Origin of the sequence: Mariniflexile litorale (genome assembly GCF_031128465.2) — a bacterium.
In the GTDB taxonomy this organism is placed as follows: Bacteria; Bacteroidota; Bacteroidia; order Flavobacteriales; family Flavobacteriaceae; genus Mariniflexile; species Mariniflexile litorale.
In genome coordinates this window covers 3,196,645-3,215,202 of the sequence record NZ_CP155618.1, presented here as the reverse complement: position 1 = coordinate 3,215,202, position 18,558 = coordinate 3,196,645, and the positions used below count along the sequence as shown (strand labels likewise).

General features: G+C 31.5%; 11 protein-coding genes. 7 read left to right on the top strand and 4 right to left on the bottom strand.

Annotated elements, in window-relative coordinates; genetic code table 11:
• Nucleotides 1-53: 53 nt before the first annotated feature.
• From QLS71_RS13515 to QLS71_RS13500, 4 genes are all read right to left on the bottom strand, one after another.
• The gene (locus QLS71_RS13515; protein WP_308992561.1) at nucleotides 54-1,136 is read right to left on the bottom strand and encodes a LamG domain-containing protein; all 1,083 of its coding nucleotides are present in this window, start codon (nucleotides 1,134-1,136) and stop codon (nucleotides 54-56) included.
• 22 nt (nucleotides 1,137-1,158) lie between these two features.
• Nucleotides 1,159-2,706 carry a RagB/SusD family nutrient uptake outer membrane protein gene (locus QLS71_RS13510; protein WP_308992562.1) on the bottom strand — a complete coding sequence of 516 codons (1,548 nt, stop codon included), beginning with the start codon at nucleotides 2,704-2,706 and terminating at the stop codon, nucleotides 1,159-1,161.
• 11 nt (nucleotides 2,707-2,717) lie between these two features.
• The gene (locus QLS71_RS13505) at nucleotides 2,718-5,771 is read right to left on the bottom strand and encodes a TonB-dependent receptor (RefSeq protein ID WP_308992563.1); all 3,054 of its coding nucleotides are present in this window, start codon (nucleotides 5,769-5,771) and stop codon (nucleotides 2,718-2,720) included.
• 226 nt (nucleotides 5,772-5,997) lie between these two features.
• Nucleotides 5,998-8,748, bottom strand: a complete 2,751-nt coding sequence (locus tag QLS71_RS13500; RefSeq protein ID WP_308992564.1) for a LuxR C-terminal-related transcriptional regulator — start codon at nucleotides 8,746-8,748, stop codon at nucleotides 5,998-6,000.
• Between the two features lie 434 nt (nucleotides 8,749-9,182).
• On the opposite strand from QLS71_RS13500, the gene QLS71_RS13495 reads away from it, so the two are divergent.
• From QLS71_RS13495 to QLS71_RS13465, 7 genes are all read left to right on the top strand, one after another.
• A complete protein-coding gene (locus QLS71_RS13495) occupies nucleotides 9,183-10,934 on the top strand; it encodes an OstA-like protein (protein WP_308992565.1) in 1,752 nt (583 codons plus the stop codon).
• Nucleotides 10,935-10,953: 19 nt separating this feature from the next.
• Entirely contained in the window at nucleotides 10,954-12,135 is a 1,182-nt protein-coding gene (locus tag QLS71_RS13490) for an aspartate aminotransferase family protein (protein ID WP_308992566.1), read from the top strand.
• Between the two features lie 160 nt (nucleotides 12,136-12,295).
• Nucleotides 12,296-13,684, top strand: a complete 1,389-nt coding sequence (locus QLS71_RS13485; RefSeq protein WP_308992567.1) for a tetratricopeptide repeat protein — start codon at nucleotides 12,296-12,298, stop codon at nucleotides 13,682-13,684.
• Nucleotides 13,685-13,736: 52 nt separating this feature from the next.
• Nucleotides 13,737-14,657 carry a DUF368 domain-containing protein gene (locus tag QLS71_RS13480; protein WP_308992568.1) on the top strand — a complete coding sequence of 307 codons (921 nt, stop codon included), beginning with the start codon at nucleotides 13,737-13,739 and terminating at the stop codon, nucleotides 14,655-14,657.
• A complete protein-coding gene (locus QLS71_RS13475; RefSeq protein WP_308992569.1) occupies nucleotides 14,657-15,676 on the top strand; it encodes a DUF368 domain-containing protein in 1,020 nt (339 codons plus the stop codon). The genes QLS71_RS13480 and QLS71_RS13475 overlap by 1 nt, the downstream gene beginning before the upstream one ends.
• A complete protein-coding gene (aroE, locus tag QLS71_RS13470; protein WP_308992570.1) occupies nucleotides 15,669-16,409 on the top strand; it encodes a shikimate dehydrogenase in 741 nt (246 codons plus the stop codon). Before QLS71_RS13475 ends, aroE begins: the two co-directional genes overlap by 8 nt.
• 105 nt (nucleotides 16,410-16,514) lie before the next feature.
• On the top strand, nucleotides 16,515-18,515 hold the full coding sequence (locus tag QLS71_RS13465; protein WP_308992571.1) for a DUF349 domain-containing protein: 2,001 nt from the start codon (nucleotides 16,515-16,517) through the stop codon (nucleotides 18,513-18,515).
• The last annotated feature ends 43 nt before the right edge of the window (nucleotides 18,516-18,558 follow it).

The following is an 18,558-nucleotide window of genomic DNA, read 5'->3' as shown; positions in this document are numbered from 1 at the left end:
AAACTAATTATTAAAGTTTTATAAACTTATTGCACTAAACAAATGCAGTAAGATTACATCATACTTTGAATTTCTGTGGGTGTTAATTCTTTGTCAAATAGACGAAATTCATCTAAATAACTTAAATCTGAAAGATGACCCCATCCTGTAAAACGAGGAGCTCCCGACATAATAGATAATATATTACACCCTGTCCAATCTATACCTGTGATAGCACTTTCCTTTACTGCTGTACCATTAATATAAACAATCGCTTTTGTTGGAGATATTGTAAATGCTAGATGAATCCATCCTGCATCAGTAGCAACATCGGCAGCTGAGCCACCATCAACCCAAACATCAGCAGTTCCATTACCAACATTTAATTTAAAACGTTGAAATCCAGCAGCACCAGGTTCTCTAAAAAATCTAAATCCGCTTTTTCTATTATTTTGAATAGCTGGGTACCCCACGTTAACAACATCTTCTGGACCAGCAACTAAAATGCCTCCATTGCTTGGGGTTGCTGTTAGTTTGTACCACATAGCAGCACTAAATGATCCTCCTGTTAATCCTGTTGTTGGAAAAGTTAAATAAGAGCCTGTATTTCCTTTGTAACTAGTACCCGATTTTCCCTCTACAAAAGCTGGTGTTCCAATAATATTTGGATCCGTTTCGGAGATGAGTTCTGTATATTTTCCAAATTCAAATGGCATGTAAAAAATTTCACCATCATATTTTGCAGTGTATTTATTAGTTACATTAAATGCAAGTGATTGTGTTGTCGTTTTTCCACTTAAATCGGTAGCACTTATTTGCATTTCATGATTTCCTAATTGAAGTTTTTTATGGATAACTGACCCAAAAAATATTCTATAGTCTAAAAAACGATCCTTGGAATCAATCTTTATACCATCCAGCATTACTGATACTGAACCAATCTCGATATCATCAATTACTTTGTAGATAATATTTAAATCTGTTTCAGTATCTGTAAAAGGTATTACAATATCTCCAGTAGGATAAGTAAGATTTAATACTGGTGCTGATTCATCGGTTCCAGGAGCCACTTCTGTAATAGAGTCTATACCATCATTGCATGATACTATTGGTAGCATCACAAAAAAAGCAATTATATATTTTAAGAATTTTTTCATACTTAGTAGTTTAAAATTATTATTAATTATCACCTAATGGCAATGCATCAACTTGCGCTTGAGGGTAAGGTAATAAAGCCTTATCTGCAGTGAATGTTCTTCCATCATAACTTAGTTCGCTATAATTAGCGAGTCTAATCATATCGTAATAACGAGTTCCCCATTCCATGGCCATTTCAGCAAATTTTTCATCTATAACTTGTTGTGAGGTTACTCCTGAAATATTTCCTAAACCGGCTCTTAGTCTTACGGTATTCACGGCTTGATCTGCAGTCATTGCTGAACTTGTAGCTCCTCTTGTTAAGGCTTCTGCATGCATTAACAAAATTTCAGCATAACGGATACAGATCATGTTTTTACCAGCACCATAAACATTTCTTCCTTCTGTTAATTGTATAGAAGGTAAATAGTGTTTTCCGCTTGCAAATAAGGCACGAGAATAATCGTTTATTCTATCACCATCTTTGGTAGTATTTGTTATCCAAGCTGGTAATGTAGCATAATTAGGATCTGTTTTAATTTCAGTGATGCCACGATTTGTAAACAACACACTAGTTTCTAAACGTACCGTTTCTCCTCGAGTAAGCATGAATTTAATATACTTTAAACTAGGTTCGTAAAAGCCCCAACCACTACCCGCATTGGCTCTTGCTGGTGTCCAGTTTTGTGGAGCAAATGGTTGATATGAAACCCCGTTAGTATAATAGAAGAAATCTCCAGTCCCAGAGTTATAATCTGAAAATTGCATTTCTAATAGATTTTCATTACTTAATTCTCCTGGTTTTTTAAATGCTTGGTAAAAATCTGGATAAAGCGAAAATTTACTAGATGTAATAATGGCTCCTGTAGCATCGGCTACGTCTTGATAATTTTTAAGTTCTAAATTAGCTAAAGCTTTCATTGCTAAAGCGGTGTATTTGGTAACACCTCCTTTAACATCGTTACGTTCGTTAGGACGAGAATCTGGTAACAATGGGATTACTTCATCCATTAAATCTGAAATATATTGCATAACCTCCTCTTTGGAGGCAACACCATCTTTTATCTCTGTATCTGGAATAGCCGTATTTATAATAAAAATACTACCAAAAACTCTTGATAAATTAAAATGAAACCAGGCTCTTAAAACCTTTGTTTCTGCAATATATTGATCTGCTTTAGCCGTTTCACTTGGACTAGCAAATGCTTTATAATTTTCAATTAAATTAGCAGCATTGTTAACACTAATAATATCGGAATAATGTAAGTTCCAAAGGGAATTGTACATCCAATAATCTTTATTATAGCTATACATGTCTGTATTAGCAAAATCTTGTTGGTCTCCAAGCCCACCAGCATTCACATCGTCTCCTCGAACAGATAAAAGCATATATTCTTCCCAACCTCGAGTTGCAAACGCATTATATGCACCAATGAGAGGTTGAATCATATTCTCTGTTTTTGTATAATCAATATCATCTGTATTTACCTGTCCGTCTTGTAAATCTAGTTTATCATTACATGCTAATAAACTTAGCATAGCCATAAGTGAATACACACTTAATTTAAATGTGTTTTTTAAATTTTTCATATACAATATTTTTAAATTTTTATATTAACACCAAAGGTATATACCCCAGGAACAGGATATGTTTGTCTATCAATTCCATCAGAAACTTCTGGATTAAAACCATTGTAATTGAAGAATGTAAAAGGTCTGTCCGCTGTTAGAGTAAGTCTTGTTTCTGGCATGTTTTTACCTAAAAGTTTTTCCCCTTTAATGGTGTATCCCAATTGAATGTTTTGAATTCGGAAGAAATCACCATCTTCTATCCAAAAATTACTCAACTTTTGATTCCACCCTTTGCGTAAACCTGCAGAAGAAGGATAGGAATTACTAGTACCTTCACCATGCCATCTGTTAATTGCTAAATCGGCATCCATATTGGTGTCATTAGTAAAAATAATTTCGCCTCGTTTTCTATTTAAAATTTTATTGCCTGCCTGTCCATAAAAACTAAGAGAAAAATCAAAGTCTTTATAAATAAACCCTATATTACCACCATACATAAATTTTGGTAAATAAGAACCTATAACCGCACGGTCTGCGTCATCAATAACGTCATCACCATTAACATCTTTATAGATTAAATCACCAGGAATAAGAGGCGTTGTTGGATTTGCAAGATTATATTTTGCTGCCACTGGGTCTGCCGCTATTTGTGCTGCATTTTGGTAAACCCCTGTTGTTTGATACCCATAAAATGCTTTTATTGGTTCACCAGGTATTGTACGTTGACGGAATTCGGCACTTCCTGCATCAATATATCCTTTAGGATCTGTTACACTCAACGTTTTGTTTTTTAACGTAGTAAAGTTAGTTCCTATAGAATAGCTAAAGTTCTGAGAAACTCTTTTATTCCAATTAATGGCAACTTCAAGACCTTGGTTCCTGATTTCACCTGAATTTTTCTCTATGGTAGCATTAATAATAGGTACAAAAACAGGCATGATGGCATTTTTTGTATCACGAATGTAATAATCTGCTTCTATTGACAATTGTCTATTTACCAGTTCTAGATTTGCTCCAAAGTTTTTTTCTTCAATAACTTCCCACGTATTATCTGTAAATGTACTGGTAGAAGTGATGCCTGGTGTTTGCACATCTCCAATATCTGTAGATATTACATCAATGGTATTAGATCCTGAACTTGCCGCAACATTATCATTACCTAATTTACCCCAACTGGCTCTTAATTTTAAATAGTCTAAAAAGCCATTGTTTTTCATAAAATCTTCATTAGATAGCACCCAACCAGCTCCTACAGAAGGGAAATAGCCCCAAGGATCTTTGGTGAATTTAGAAGACCCATCGGCTCTTATAGTACCATACAATAAATACTTATCTTTATAATTATATGCTGCTCTACTAAAATATGAAACACCGTATTTTCTTCCACCTCTATCACCTCCATTATTGTCCTTATCAGCAAGAATAATCGAGCTTTCCTCTGCAAAATTCAAATACCACGACGTATCATAATCAATACCCGCTATATTGTCACCCCTCACTGATAATGTATGACTCGCTTCATCTCTATAAGATGTTCCTGCCATAAGAGTAAGATTATGATCTTCAATTGTATTATTATAAGTTAAAACATTATCCCATATTTGGTTAGAATAAGTATTTTGAGTTTTAGTAATACTAGAAATTCGCTCCACATTGTTCCCTAAATTGTATGGTAAATCAACATAACGCTCATCTAATGCCGAAAAATCGTGATTATATGTAGACTTAAAATTTAATTTTTCGGGTATTAAATCTACTTCAATAAAAATACTAGATAATAACTTTCTAATTTTTAACTGATTATTATTATAATCCATTGTAGGAAAAGGATTTTGAGTACCTCTGTACCCTAACAATTGCGCGTTTGAATATCTAATAGGTGTAGCCTCTGTATTTAAGTCATCAAAAACGGGATTGATTGGCACTGCGAAATAAGCCTGAAACCAAGCTCCATTTTCGGCATTATATTTTGTAGCATTACTAAATACATTGTTAATGCCTATTTTAAATCTATCGGATAGTTTTACATCTATTTTAGATCGAATGTTAAAACGTTCATATTCATTTTTCATATCTAAAATACCTTCTTGTGAAAAGTAATTTGCTCCTACTGAGTAGGAAACATTTTCTGCTCCACCTGTAGCACCTATACTATGACTTTGAATAATACCAGGTCTTAAAATTTCTTTAAACCAATCGGTATTAACATTAGGTACATTAGGGTTTACTTTGCTACGCCCGTAACGCTGCATAGCATTTAATACAAAATTTATGTCTGGTTGTGAACCAGATTCATAAGCCATAGTGGAAAACTGTTCTGCATTAGCTAGCTTTAAAACATTTTGCGCATATTGTACACCTGTATAACCATCATACTCAAACTGAGGTTTTCTTTCCAAACTACCAGTTTTTGTTTTAATAATGATAACCCCATTGGCAGCTCTTACACCATAAATCGCAGAAGAAGATGCATCTTTTAAAACCGTTATAGATTCTACATCTTTTGAATTTAAAAAGTCTATATTAGTATAAAACATCCCATCCACTACAAATAATGGCTTAGCATTGTCATTATTATAAGAACCAATGCCTCTAAGCCTTACTGTAGGAGAATCTCCAGGCGAACCATTACTTATAACCTGTAAACCAGACACTTTGCCTTGCAAAGATTGCATGACATTGGCACTAGGCGTTTTCTCGATGTCTTGAGATTTGATAGTAACAATGGATCCTGTTAAATCTGTTTTTCTTTGAGTACCGTATCCAACAAGTACCACTTCCTCTAACGATTCAATATCTGTATTCATAGAGATATTAATAGTTTTTTGAGTATCAACAGTTATGTTAACGGTTTTAAATCCAACAGAACTAAACTCTAGAATTTCGCCGGTTTTAACCTGTATTAAATAAGTTCCATCAAAATCGGTACTAACCCCTCTAATGGTTCCTTTAACAATGACATTAACACCAGGCACTGGCATATTATCTTCAGAACTTGTAACGACACCCGAAACCGTTAAATTTTGAGTGAAGCCACTAGCTGAAAATAGAAAAAATAATAGTAAAATAATTTTTGCTTTCATATAGTTATTAGTTTAAAAATTTAGTTAGGCACAAGATAAAACCTATTCCATATTTTGAAGCAAAAGCGTTTACACTTTAAATACGTCATTAAAAATCTAAATACTCAAACAGCTTTAATTGACGTATATTAATTTGATAATAAAGTGAGTAAAATGCATTATTAAAACGTTATATGACGTAGTAATGACGTAAATATTTTACGATTAACGTAGTTTTTTATGTTAATTAATTGAGATTTGTTAAATAATCTGACACAGAAATATCATTTTCTAATTCCAACTTCCTTTTTAATCTGTATCTATGTGTTTCTAAACCTCTTACTGACACATTCATTAAAGGTGCTATTTCCTTATTTGATAAATTCATTTTAATGTAAGCACAAATTTTTAAATCTTTAGGTGTTAAATTAGAATGTTTAGATTTTAGACTCTTGAAAAAATCTTCATGTACTTGGTTAAAGTTATATTCAAAAACTTTCCATTCATCCTTATGTGCAATGGAGCTATCAACTTTATTTAATATCTTTTTAAAAGCATATTGATTGTCGAAACTATCTTTATTATTAGCTAACTCCTTTTTAATATCTTGTAAGGTTTCATTTTTTTTAACTAGAGCCAATGCCGTATTAGCTAATTGTTTGCTTTTCAATTTAACTTCATTACTAAGGGACTCGTTTTTGAGTTGAACAATTCTCTTTTCGTTCTCTAAATTTTTCTCTCTAACAATTTCTTGTTGTTCTTTGGCATATTTAATTTTCAATAACCGCTGTTCTCTTTTTATTTTCTGTTTATTGTAATAATAAAATGCACCTATACTAAGTGCTATAAGGACTAAATAAAGAACAATTCCAATGGTATCTTTATACCAAGGAGGCAATACATTTAGTTGAATTTTAGATACTTTTGAAGACCTACCAAGATAGTTTCTAGTTCTAAACAATAAGGTATATGTTCCGTCTTTTAAACTTGACAGTTCTAATTTGTTTTTTTCTAACTTTTTCCATTTAGTTGAATCTAATTCTAATATGGAATACTCAAAAAAATGATTGTTAGATTTTGGTGAGGATACCGAAACACCAAAACTACTATTTAACTTTATAGAAATCTTTTTATTTAAATCGAAATCTATTAACCCTTTATCGATTTCAATATTATCTATCGTTGGCTTGTATAATTTTGTTTTAGAGTCTGATTTACTATCGATAAGCATAAAGCCATTATTCAAATTCAATGCAAATATGGAATCGTTTATTTTTGATACATTTTCGTTACCTACAATTAATCTATTTTCAAAATAGTTATTTGACAGTGAAATTTCCTTTTCATTATTCAGTAAAGATTTAAAGGTAATCGCATTATTAGTAGTTTTCAAAACCAATTGATTAACATCTTCTTCTGATATTATATAAGAATCTCTACCAAAATTTTTATTTAATAAATCATATGAAACAATAGTATCTAATATAGATTCGTATTTTAACCAACCATCATTTGTCTTAAAGCATATATCATTTTTAATCTTGTAAACTCTGATATTAAAATCGGAAAAAACACCTTTAGTATTATAGTTTTTAATATTAGTAATGGTATCATAATTCTTATCGAATTTAACTTTATATAAACCTTTATAAGCATGTGCTACCCAAGCCGTATTTTGATTTTCAAAAACTAAATATTTGATGGGCATTGTGGTTTCTCCCAAACGTTTTGCTTTCCAAATATTATTTGTTTTTTTTAATCTCACTAATCCTGTATAAGTACCTTGAATGTAGGTATTGTTTTGTTCGGGTATTTTTTTTATTACCCATCCTCCTGTAACTGATGATACTAATTTAAGTGTATAATCTTTTACCAAAAAAGTACCTTCATTATGTCCACAAAATAGTTCTCCTTCAATTTCCTTTAAATTCCATACTTGTCCTTGAGAACCTTTAACAAATTGTAGAGTATTCCCTTTATCTAAATAAAATAAACCGGTGTTGCTTCCCAAATAAATGACACCTTTATACTTAATAACATCATACACGGCACCTAATCGTCCAGACACGTCGTTAAAAAATAAATTATTATTATTTAAATCAACACAAGCAATTCCATTATCTAAACCCAACCATAATTTATTGTCGCTATCTATATATTGGCTCAGAACTGTGTTGTTAATTAAACCATTTCCTTTATTTATATGAAAAATGACTTTTCCTTTATTATTTGTAAAATAAATACCATCTTTAATGGTTCCAAAAGCCATATTACCATTATTTAATAAAGAAAATCCATTGAGTAAATGTTGTCTTATTATATCATTAATTTCAAAATCTAAAGGTTTTAGTGTATTGTTTTCATAAATTAAACACCCTTTAAGTGACGTAATTATTAGCAACTTTCCTTTATAATTAGTAATAAACAAGACTTTCGTATTGTCTAAAACCTTATCCATAATTTTTAATACTAGTTCATTGTTTTTAAACTCGTATATGCCATTATGAAGTGTTGCAACATATAATTTATTATCAACTACACTACACGAAATCACAATAGACTTTGGCTTTATCTTCCTAATTTCCCCGTTAAATTTATATATGTAAACATTTAAAAAAGACCTAAAAGCGATGCCCTCTTTAAATGGCAGAATTTGCCAAATCTCTTCATTTGGTGAAATTTTATCCTTTATGGCATCGCTTAAAGAATTATAAACTAGTGTCCCTTTAAAATTCTTTTTCCAATAACCAAATTCTTCATACGACCCTGTGTATATTAAATTTTTATAGGCAAAAACAGATCGAATGGTAGTTTTGTTCGGTAATTCCAATAAGTCCCATTTAATACCATCATATTCTAACAAACCATTATTATTAGCAACATAGAGCAAGCCATTTTCTGCTCTTGAAACACCCCAATTTTGATTCCCTGCGTTATATTCCGATAAAGAATAATTTTGAAAATAAGGTGTAAATTGAGCTATTAATGTTTGAGACATTAGTAGTGTATAAAATAAAATATAAGAAGCACTAAAATGTTTTATAAGCATATTTTGAAGAATGTAAAGCAACTTAGTGATAAAAAAGGTGTTATTAATAACAAAAATAATCAATTAAAAAACAAGTCCTAGTTTAATGCGATAGTTTAAAACAAAAGAATACTGTAGCTATTTCTGTCAAAAAACTTAACACAAGAATCGAAAACCCCACATCTACTTAATATTGATCAAATTTGACGAACAATAAAGCATTTTAAAAAAGGGCTCATTATGAAGGTAATAGCCAAAGTATTCGCAACATTCAAAAAAGAATCTAAATATAAAAGTTTTAACCATTCCTATTAAATAACATTTCAAAAATATTTGAAGCGTTTTTTCTACTAAAACAATTATACTATATAATTATCGTTATTTTTGCAACAAACATTTAGAACTTGAACAAACAAACTTTATATATCATACTATTCCTTTTCTTATTTTCATCAATAATTATCCATGCTCAAGAAAAAAAGAAGATTGAAATTGAATATGCTGGTAGATTAACTATTGATGAGAAAAATTATCCAGGAGCAAAAATTTTAACTCGGGATGAATCGCAACAGGTACATATTATGCAAGGTAGTATTAATATGTGGAGTGATAAAGCCATTTATTACAGTGCTGAAAACTTTATTGAAGCCTACGGTAATGTAAAATTGGTTCAAGGAGACACCATTAATATGACTTCTAAATACATTGAATATAGTGGGATTACACAATTAGCATTCGCCAGTGGCAGTGTGGTTTTAAAAGACCCCAATTCAACCATTTTATCTGACACTTTGTATTTTGATCGTGTAAAACAACAAGCCTTTTACAAAAGTGGAGGCACCGTGGTTAAAGATACCTCGGGTACTATTACTAGTAAAATGGGAAGGTATTATATGGAGCAAAAAAAATACCAATTTGTAGATAATGTATTATTAGTTAATAAAGATGCTACTATAAACTCTAATTACTTCGATTTTTATTCAGATACGGGATACGCTTATTTGTTCGGTCCTTCAACCATCGTAACGACTGAAAGTAAAACGTATACAGAAAAAGGATTTTACGACACCAAAAATAAAACGGGTTATGCGGTAAAAAAATCTGAAATTCATTATAACAACCGCATCATTCAAGGTGACAGTTTGTATTTTGACGATTCGAAGAAATTTGCCTCAGCAACTAACAATATTAAAATAACCGATACTATAAACCACAGTATTGGAAAAGGACATTACGCTGAAGTTTTTAAAGCCAAAGATTCATTATTTATTACTAAACGAGCATTAGTAATAACAAAACAAGAAAATGACTCCATCTACATGCATGCCGACAAAATAATGATGACAGGCAAACCTGAAAATCGTATTGTTAGGGCTTATTATAATGCTAAAATATATAAATCAGATTTAAGTGGAAAAGCAGATTCTATTCATTCAAACCAACAAACAGGTATTACCCAACTTATAAATTTAAACCGTTTATCATCTACCGATGTATTTTCAACCCGACGAAGACCCATTCTTTGGAATGTTGAAAACCAAATGACGGGTGATACCATTCACCTAATTTCCAACCCAAAAACCGAAAAATTAGATTCCCTCCTTGTGTTCAACAATGCGTTTATAATAAGTAAAGACACCATTAGTAAAACGGGGTTCAACCAAATTTTTGGTATAACATTAACGGGATTATTTAATGATGAAAACAAACTACGCAAAGTAAACATTGTTAAAAACGCCGAATCTATTTTTTATACAAGGAACGACAAACAAGAACTTATAGGCATCGATAAAGCGCGGTCTGGAAGTATATCTATTATTTTTGCTGATGGCGACATTGAAGAGTATACTAGATTCAATCAAATTGATGGTAATTTATACCCAGAATCTCAATACCCAGAAAAAGAAAAACGCCTGAAAGGTTTTGATTGGAGAGAAGATGAACGCCCACTCAGTATTGAAGATTTATTCAAAGATGATGAACCATTTGTTTTACCTACCATAAAAGGCTTAGACGATTACATTCCGCAAGAAAATTTCTTTGACCCGGAGCTATTAGAACGCATCAAATTAGCTGGTAAAAATTTTAATGATAATAAAGCCGGTAGAAATGTTCCAGAATCCCAAACTAAACAAGGAGCTTCCCAGTCAAAGTAAGAAGACTTAAGATAAAAGAATGACATCCGATTTCTATAAATACCAAGCTCAAACAACCCCGCACCCCTTAGCCATGGAAGTATCCCATGCTAATGGAAGTTATATTTATGACACTAACAATAAGGCATATTTAGATTTTGTAGCGGGTGTTTCGGCAACGCCTTTAGGGCATAATCATCCTAAAGTTATACACGCCATTAAAGAGCAGTTAGATAAGTACTTACACGTTATGGTTTATGGTGAATACATCCAAAAACCAGCTGTAGAACTCGCTAAATTATTAGCGAACAACCTACCCCACCCTTTAGAAAATACCTATTTAGTAAATTCAGGAACCGAGGCTATTGAAGGAGCTTTAAAGTTAGCCAAACGTGCTACAGGTAGAACTGAAATAATTTCAGCAAAAAACGCTTATCACGGTAACACCATGGGTTCTATGAGCGTGATGGGTTACGAAGAACGTAAACAAGCCTATAGGCCATTACTGCCCGATGTACGATTTATTACTTTTAATAGTGAAACCGATTTAGATCTCATAACTATTAAAACGGCAGGCGTTATTTTGGAAACCATCCAAGGTGGAGCTGGTTTTATTGAACCTGAAAATGGTTATTTAGAAAAAGTTAGAAAGCGTTGCGATGCCGTTGGAGCGCTTTTAATTTTAGATGAAATTCAACCAGGTATTGGAAGAACTGGAAAACTTTTTGGTTTTGAAAATTATAACTGTGTGCCCGACATTTTAGTTACAGGTAAAGGTTTAGGAGGCGGAATGCCCATTGGAGCTTTCACGGCCTCAAGTGAATTGATGAGTTTGCTACAGGATCATCCTAAACTTGGGCACATCACAACTTTTGGCGGCCATCCCGTAATTGCTGCATCGGCACTCGCTACTTTAAAAGAAATAACAGAAGGCGATTTAATGAAACAAGCTTTGGAAAAAGAACACTTATTCCGAAAGCTTTTAATACATCCTTTAATTGAAGGTATACGCGGAAAAGGACTTATGCTTGCCATCATCACCCCTACTGCAGAGATAACAAACGAAGTGATTTTACAGTGTCAAAATAATGGTTTAATACTTTTTTGGTTGCTTTTTGAACCTAAAGCCATTAGAATTACCCCACCTTTAACCATTTCAAAGGATGAAATTATCAAAGGTTGCTCAATTATTCTGAATGTTTTGAATAAAATCCAACCATAAACAACCACTTCCAACTTACTGATATACAGTAAAAAGAGTGGTTTTAGTAACAAAAAAAATAAAAGTGTTCATTACTTTGTTAAAAACATTTGATTAATACGACTAATAAAAAGAAATAGAAGCTTAAATTTATTCAAGTAGAACATTTACAAATGTGCTTATGGAGTTTAGTCATGATGACAATAACGATTTACCATTAACCAAGTTTGAATCGATGCTAAAAACAAATCATGTTTTATTCTTCGATTCCGAAGAATTTGAAAACATCATTCACCACTATCTTAATCAAGGTAAAATTGCTTTAGCTAAAAAAGCCATAAAATTGGGTTTGGATCAACATCCAACTTCCATTAATTTAAGGCTTTTTAAAGTTGAAATATATGTATTCGAAGACAAGCTCATCGAAGCAGATATACTATTGAATGAGTTGTATAATTTAGACCCGATGAATGAAGAAATATACATTCAAAAGGCTAATATTTTTTCTAAAAAGGATGACCACGAACAGGCTATTCAAGTATTAAAAAAAGCATTACAACTTACCGATGATGTGGTTGATTTATACTCACTTATTGGCATGGAACATTTATTTCTAGACCAATTTGAAGAAGCCAAAGAATACTTTATGAAATGTTTAGATGAAGATACGGAAGATTATTCATCGCTTTATAACATCATCTATTGCTTTGAATTCTTAAACCAAACAGAAGAAGCCATAGAATATTTAAATGCGTTTTTAGACAAAAACCCCTATAGTGAAGTGGCATGGCATCAATTAGGAAAACAATATTATACCCTTAAAAATTACAAAAAAGCATTAGCTGCATTCGATTTTGCTATCATTTCTGATGATACTTTCGTTGGTGCCTACATAGAACGTGGTAAAGTATTAGAAAAACTAAAACGCTTTGAAGAAGCTATAGAAAATTACACCATTACTTTAAAATTAGACGATCCTACCTCATTTGCATTGTTACGCATTGGTTTCTGTTATGAAAAATTAAAAAAAGACGATTTAGCGGTTCAATATTTTTACAAAACGGTTCATGAAGATCCTTTACTAGATAAAGGTTGGATTGCCATCACTCGTTATTACAACAGGAAACGAAACTATCAAAAAGCGTTATATTACATCAATAAAGCCATTAATATTGATTCGGAAAATGTAACCTATTGGAAACTATATTCTCAAATTAATCAACGTTTAAATTTTTATGAGGAAGCCGAACGCGGATTTAAAAAAACTTTGGAACTGGGTAATTATGAACTAAACACATGGCTATCTAGAGGGGATCTATTAATAAAATTAGGCGAACTAGAAGCTGCCATTTTTAATTTTGAACAAGCTGCAGATTTTTATCCAGAAAATGCTGAATTAGAATACCGTTTGGCTGGTTTGCATTTTTCATTAAATGAAAATGACAAAGGAATATTCCATTTAAAAAACGGTTTACGTTCTAATGAAGACTATACTTTTATAATTGATGAACTGTTCCCTGAAGTTGCCAGTAAAATACTTGTTAAAAATTTACTAAAAATAACTGAGTAGTCAAACGTCATGCTAAAATACATACCTTTGGTTTTAGCTTAAAAATACAAATATGCAAAGACGTTTTAAAGACTATATTCTCATTTCGCTTAAAGGTTTAGCTATGGGTGCTGCCGATGCTGTCCCTGGAGTTTCTGGAGGTACTATTGCCTTTATTTCTGGTATTTATGAAGAATTAGTATCGACAATAAGCAATATTAACGCTTCACTTTTCAAAACCTTGTTTAATAAAGGGCTCAAAGCCTTTTGGAATCAAGCCAATGGCAATTTTATTTTAGCACTTTTAAGTGGTATTATAATAAGTTATGTTTCTTTTATGAAACTGGCTAAATACCTATTAGAAAACCATCCTGTATTAATTTGGTCTTTCTTTTTTGGCTTAATTATAGCCAGTATTTATTTTGTGGGTAAACAAATAACAAAATGGAATTTATCCGTTATTGTAGCTTTTATTATTGGTACAAGCTTGGCATTTTATATTACAATGCTCCCTGCACTTTCTAGCAATAATAGTCCATATTTTCTGTTTTTTGCTGGAGCAATTGCTATTTGTGCCATGATTTTACCAGGTATTTCAGGGTCTTTTATTTTAATAATTTTAGGAGCTTACAAAACCCTGAGCGACGCTATTCATGATATTGATATTAAAAAAATAACCATCTTCGTTGCTGGGTCTATTATTGGCTTACTTAGCTTTAGTCATGTTTTAAAGTGGCTCTTTAAAAACTATCATAATATAACGCTTGCATTACTTACCGGATTTATCTTGGGGTCGTTAAATAAAGTATGGCCTTGGAAAGAAACTTTAACATGGCATACCGATTCTAAAGGAATAAAAAGCCCAATCCTTCAAGAAAGTGTTTCTCCTTTTTCATTCCAAGAAGAAAGCATGCTTGGGTATGCTTTAGTATTAATGATTCTTGGATTTTTAACTATTTTTATTCTTGAGAAAGTAGGTTCTAAAAAAGAGTAATGGAAAGCACCAGAACACTAAAAGACAAATTATTTCTAATTCTGAAAGGATTGGGCATGGGTGCTGCAAATAAAGTACCTGGTGTTTCTGGAGGTGTTGTTGCTTTTGTTGCTGGTTTTTACGAAGAATTTATATATTCACTAAAAAAAGTAAACAGAAAAGCTTTTAAACTGCTTATAAACGGGCGCTTTAAAAGCTTTTACAATTATATAAACGGGCGTTTTTTAAGTTTGCTGCTTTTCGGAATGGTTGTGAGTTATTTTAGCATTTCAAAAGTGTTAGACTACTTCATTAAACACTATGAATTGTATACTTGGAGTGTTTTCTTCGGAATGATTATTGGCTCTATTTATTATATAAATAAAGATTTTAAAGACTGGAATTATAAGACCTACACCTCTTTAGCATTGGGCATTATAATTGGTTTAAGTATTAGCTTTTTAAACCCAGCAAAAGAAAACGACAATCTTTGGTTTGTATTTTTTTGTGGCATTATAAGTGTTTCAGGCATGACACTTCCTGGATTTTCTGGCTCATTTATTCTCATTCTTTTGGGAAATTACGTGTTGCTTTTAGTGGATTCTGTAAACGCCTTATTTGATACGTTTTATGAAATTTTAGGTGGAAACTTTGGGTTCTTTAATAATTCTGAACGCATTAGAATGCTAAAAGTGCTTGCTGTTTTCACATTGGGATCGGTTACTGGTTTGGTTACTTTTTCCCATATATTAAGTTATATTTTAAAACATTACAAAAGCATTACACTTTCGGCTATTTTAGGATTTATAATTGGCTCTTTAGGCGTGGTATGGCCTTGGAAAGAAACCATTTATAAATTAACCAAAAATGGTAAACATATTTTAGATTCTACAGGAACTAAAGTGGTTTTAAACTACGAACGTTATATTCCACAATTAAACTCCCATACTTATTACGCCATCGCTTTTATTTTCCTTGGAATTGCTATAGTTTTGGCACTTGAATATTACGGACAAAAAACTAGAAAAGTTAATGAATAAACTAGGCCTTTTAGGAAAAAACATATCTTACTCTTTTTCAAGAGCGTACTTTAAAGAAAAATTTGCCAATGAAGGAATCAGCAATACAGAATATGGAAATTTCGATTTAGAAACGATTGATTTACTCCCTTCAATAATAAAAAACACAAAAAATTTAAAAGGCTTAAACGTTACTATTCCTTATAAAGAAGCGGTGATACCATTTCTTGATAAAATAAACAAAAAAGCAAAAGCCATTGGAGCTGTAAACACTATTAAAATAACCAAAAAAGGTAAGTTAGTAGGATATAATACTGATTGTTATGGGTTTAAAAAATCTTTAAAACCCTATTTACAGCCACATCATAAAAGTGCTTTAATTCTGGGAACCGGTGGTGCTAGTAAAGCCATTGCCTATACATTTAAAGAATTAGGTATTAACTACCACTATGTTTCTAGAAAACAATCTGACGGCATTAGTTTTACTTATGATTCGCTCACGGAAAACGTAATAAAAAACCATCAAATTATTATAAACAGTACGCCTCTAGGCACATTTCCCAATGTAGAAGAATGCCCTAACATTCCTTATAATGCTATTTCCAATAATCATATTTTATTTGATTTAATTTATAATCCTGAAGAAACTAAGTTTTTAAGATTAGGTAAAGCACAGAAAGCCATTACTATTAACGGTCTAAATATGTTAAAATTACAGGCTGAAAAAGCTTGGTCTATCTGGAATTTATATTAAAAATTCCATCCAAATCATTAAAACCCTGCATTGTACTTTGTAAATAATAGACTAGTTAGTATCTTTAAACTCTAAAGTAATTTAAAGAACCCTAACATTTTTAAAATGTCTGATATAAATAACCTGCCAAAGGCAGAAGGAGAGGAAGAAGTTAAAAAGAATGTGAATCATTCTGATAACATCTCAGAAGAGAATAAATCGATAGAGACAATTCCATCTGAGACTGTAGATGCAGCGTCTGTTTCAGAAGAAAAATCGGTTGACACAAACGAAAGTGGTAACGATGTCACTAAAAATTCAGACAACAATAACGACGCCGTTTTAAATGAAATTGAAGATTCCAATGCCGAAGACGCAGAAGATGAAGGCAATAAAGACAGACATACTATTGAAGTAAAAGCTTACGACACCATGTCGTTAGAAACACTTGCCATTGAGTTAGAAAAACTAGTTAAAACCGAAAAAGTTCAAGCTATAAAATCGCATGTCGAAAGTATTAATAATGAGTTTAAAGACAAATTTCAAGCTTTATTAGACGACAAGAAAGAAGAGTTTTTAAATGATGGTGGTAACGAAATAGATTTTTATTATGTATCACCAATACAAAAACGATACAAAGAAGCCTACAACGAATACAGAAAAAAGCTAAACGACCACTATCAAAATTTAGAAAAAAATTTAAAACAAAATTTAGCAGACAAACTCGAAATTATAGAAGAGTTAAAAGGCTTAATTAATGTTGAAGAAAACATAAATACTACCTATAAACATTTTAAAGAATTACAAGAACGTTGGAGAGTTACCGGACCAATACCTCGCGACAAATACAACAATGCTTGGAACAGTTACCACCACCATGTAGAAATTTTCTACGACTTTTTACATTTAAATAGAGACCTACGTGATTTAGACTTTAAGCATAATTTAGAACGTAAATTGTTAATAATTGAACGTGCTGAAGAATTAGCCGAAGACGATAACGTGATGCGTGCTTTTAGAGAGTTACAAGAACTTCATAAAATGTGGAAAGAAGAGCTGGGTCCTGTAGATAAAGAATACAGAGAAACTATTTGGGAAAAGTTTAAAGCAGCTACTAAAAAAATAAACGATAAACGTCAAGTTTATTATCAAAATATAGACAAAGTTTATGATATAAACCTTGTGAAAAAACTTGAAATTATTGAAAATATTAATGCAATAAATGCTCAAACAACTAATTCTCATAATGGTTGGCAAAAAAAAATTAAAGACATTGAAGATTTACGAGAGCAGTTTTTTAATATTGGTAAAGTACCTAGCAAAGTAAACGAAAGCACTTGGGCTAAATTTAAAGAGTCTGTAAGAACTTTTAACCGACAAAAAAACGCATTCTATAAAGATCTTAAAAAGGATCAATATACCAATCTTCAAAAAAAATTAGACTTAATTAAAATTGCCGAAGACAACAAGAACAGTGAAGATTTTGAGGTGACAACCGCATTGATGAAAAAAATTCAAAGCGATTGGAAAAAAATAGGTCATGTTCCTCGTAAAGACAGTGATAAGATTTGGAAACGCTTTAAAGCAGCTTGCAACTTTTATTTTGACAAACTACATACTACTAAAAACGCAGCAAATAAAGAAAGTATAGATGCTTTTAGCAATAAAGTAACCCTTTTAGAAACACTAAAAAATTTAAAACCAGTTGGTGATAAAGAAAAAGATGTTGAAAGCATAAAAGAATATATAAGCAAATGGAAAGAATTAGGACGAGTTCCTAATGATAAACGTTACATTGAAGGTAAATTCAATAAAGCCATTGAAGATTTTCTTTCTAGCTTAAAAATGGATAAAAACGAAGTAGAAATGATTAAGTTTGAAAATAAACTTGATACCATGAGTGCTTCCGACGATAATAAAGATTTGGACAACGAACGCCACTTTATTAGAAAAAAGATTGATGAAATGAAAAGTCAAATCAATCAATTAGAAAATAATCTACAATTTTTTACCAATGTTGAAGATGATAATCCACTTGTAAAAGAAGTTCATAAAAATATAAAAGATCATAAAAATGCTTTAAAATTATGGAAAGAAAAACTTAGTAAAATTAAAGAGTTTTATTAAGATAAATACTTAAAATAATTTATAATATTTCATTCTAAAAAAC

Coding starts and splice junctions, on each gene's coding strand:
- QLS71_RS13515 (WP_308992561.1), bottom strand. CDS start 1,136: ATGAAAAAATTCTTAAAATATATAATTGCTTTTTTTGTGATGCTACCA.
- QLS71_RS13510 (WP_308992562.1), bottom strand. CDS start 2,706: ATGAAAAATTTAAAAAACACATTTAAATTAAGTGTGTATTCACTTATG.
- QLS71_RS13505 (WP_308992563.1), bottom strand. CDS start 5,771: ATGAAAGCAAAAATTATTTTACTATTATTTTTTCTATTTTCAGCTAGT.
- QLS71_RS13500 (WP_308992564.1), bottom strand. CDS start 8,748: ATGTCTCAAACATTAATAGCTCAATTTACACCTTATTTTCAAAATTAT.
- QLS71_RS13490 (WP_308992566.1), top strand. CDS start 10,954: ATGACATCCGATTTCTATAAATACCAAGCTCAAACAACCCCGCACCCC.
- QLS71_RS13485 (WP_308992567.1), top strand. CDS start 12,296: ATGGAGTTTAGTCATGATGACAATAACGATTTACCATTAACCAAGTTT.
- QLS71_RS13480 (WP_308992568.1), top strand. CDS start 13,737: ATGCAAAGACGTTTTAAAGACTATATTCTCATTTCGCTTAAAGGTTTA.
- QLS71_RS13475 (WP_308992569.1), top strand. CDS start 14,657: ATGGAAAGCACCAGAACACTAAAAGACAAATTATTTCTAATTCTGAAA.
- aroE (WP_308992570.1), top strand. CDS start 15,669: ATGAATAAACTAGGCCTTTTAGGAAAAAACATATCTTACTCTTTTTCA.
- QLS71_RS13465 (WP_308992571.1), top strand. CDS start 16,515: ATGTCTGATATAAATAACCTGCCAAAGGCAGAAGGAGAGGAAGAAGTT.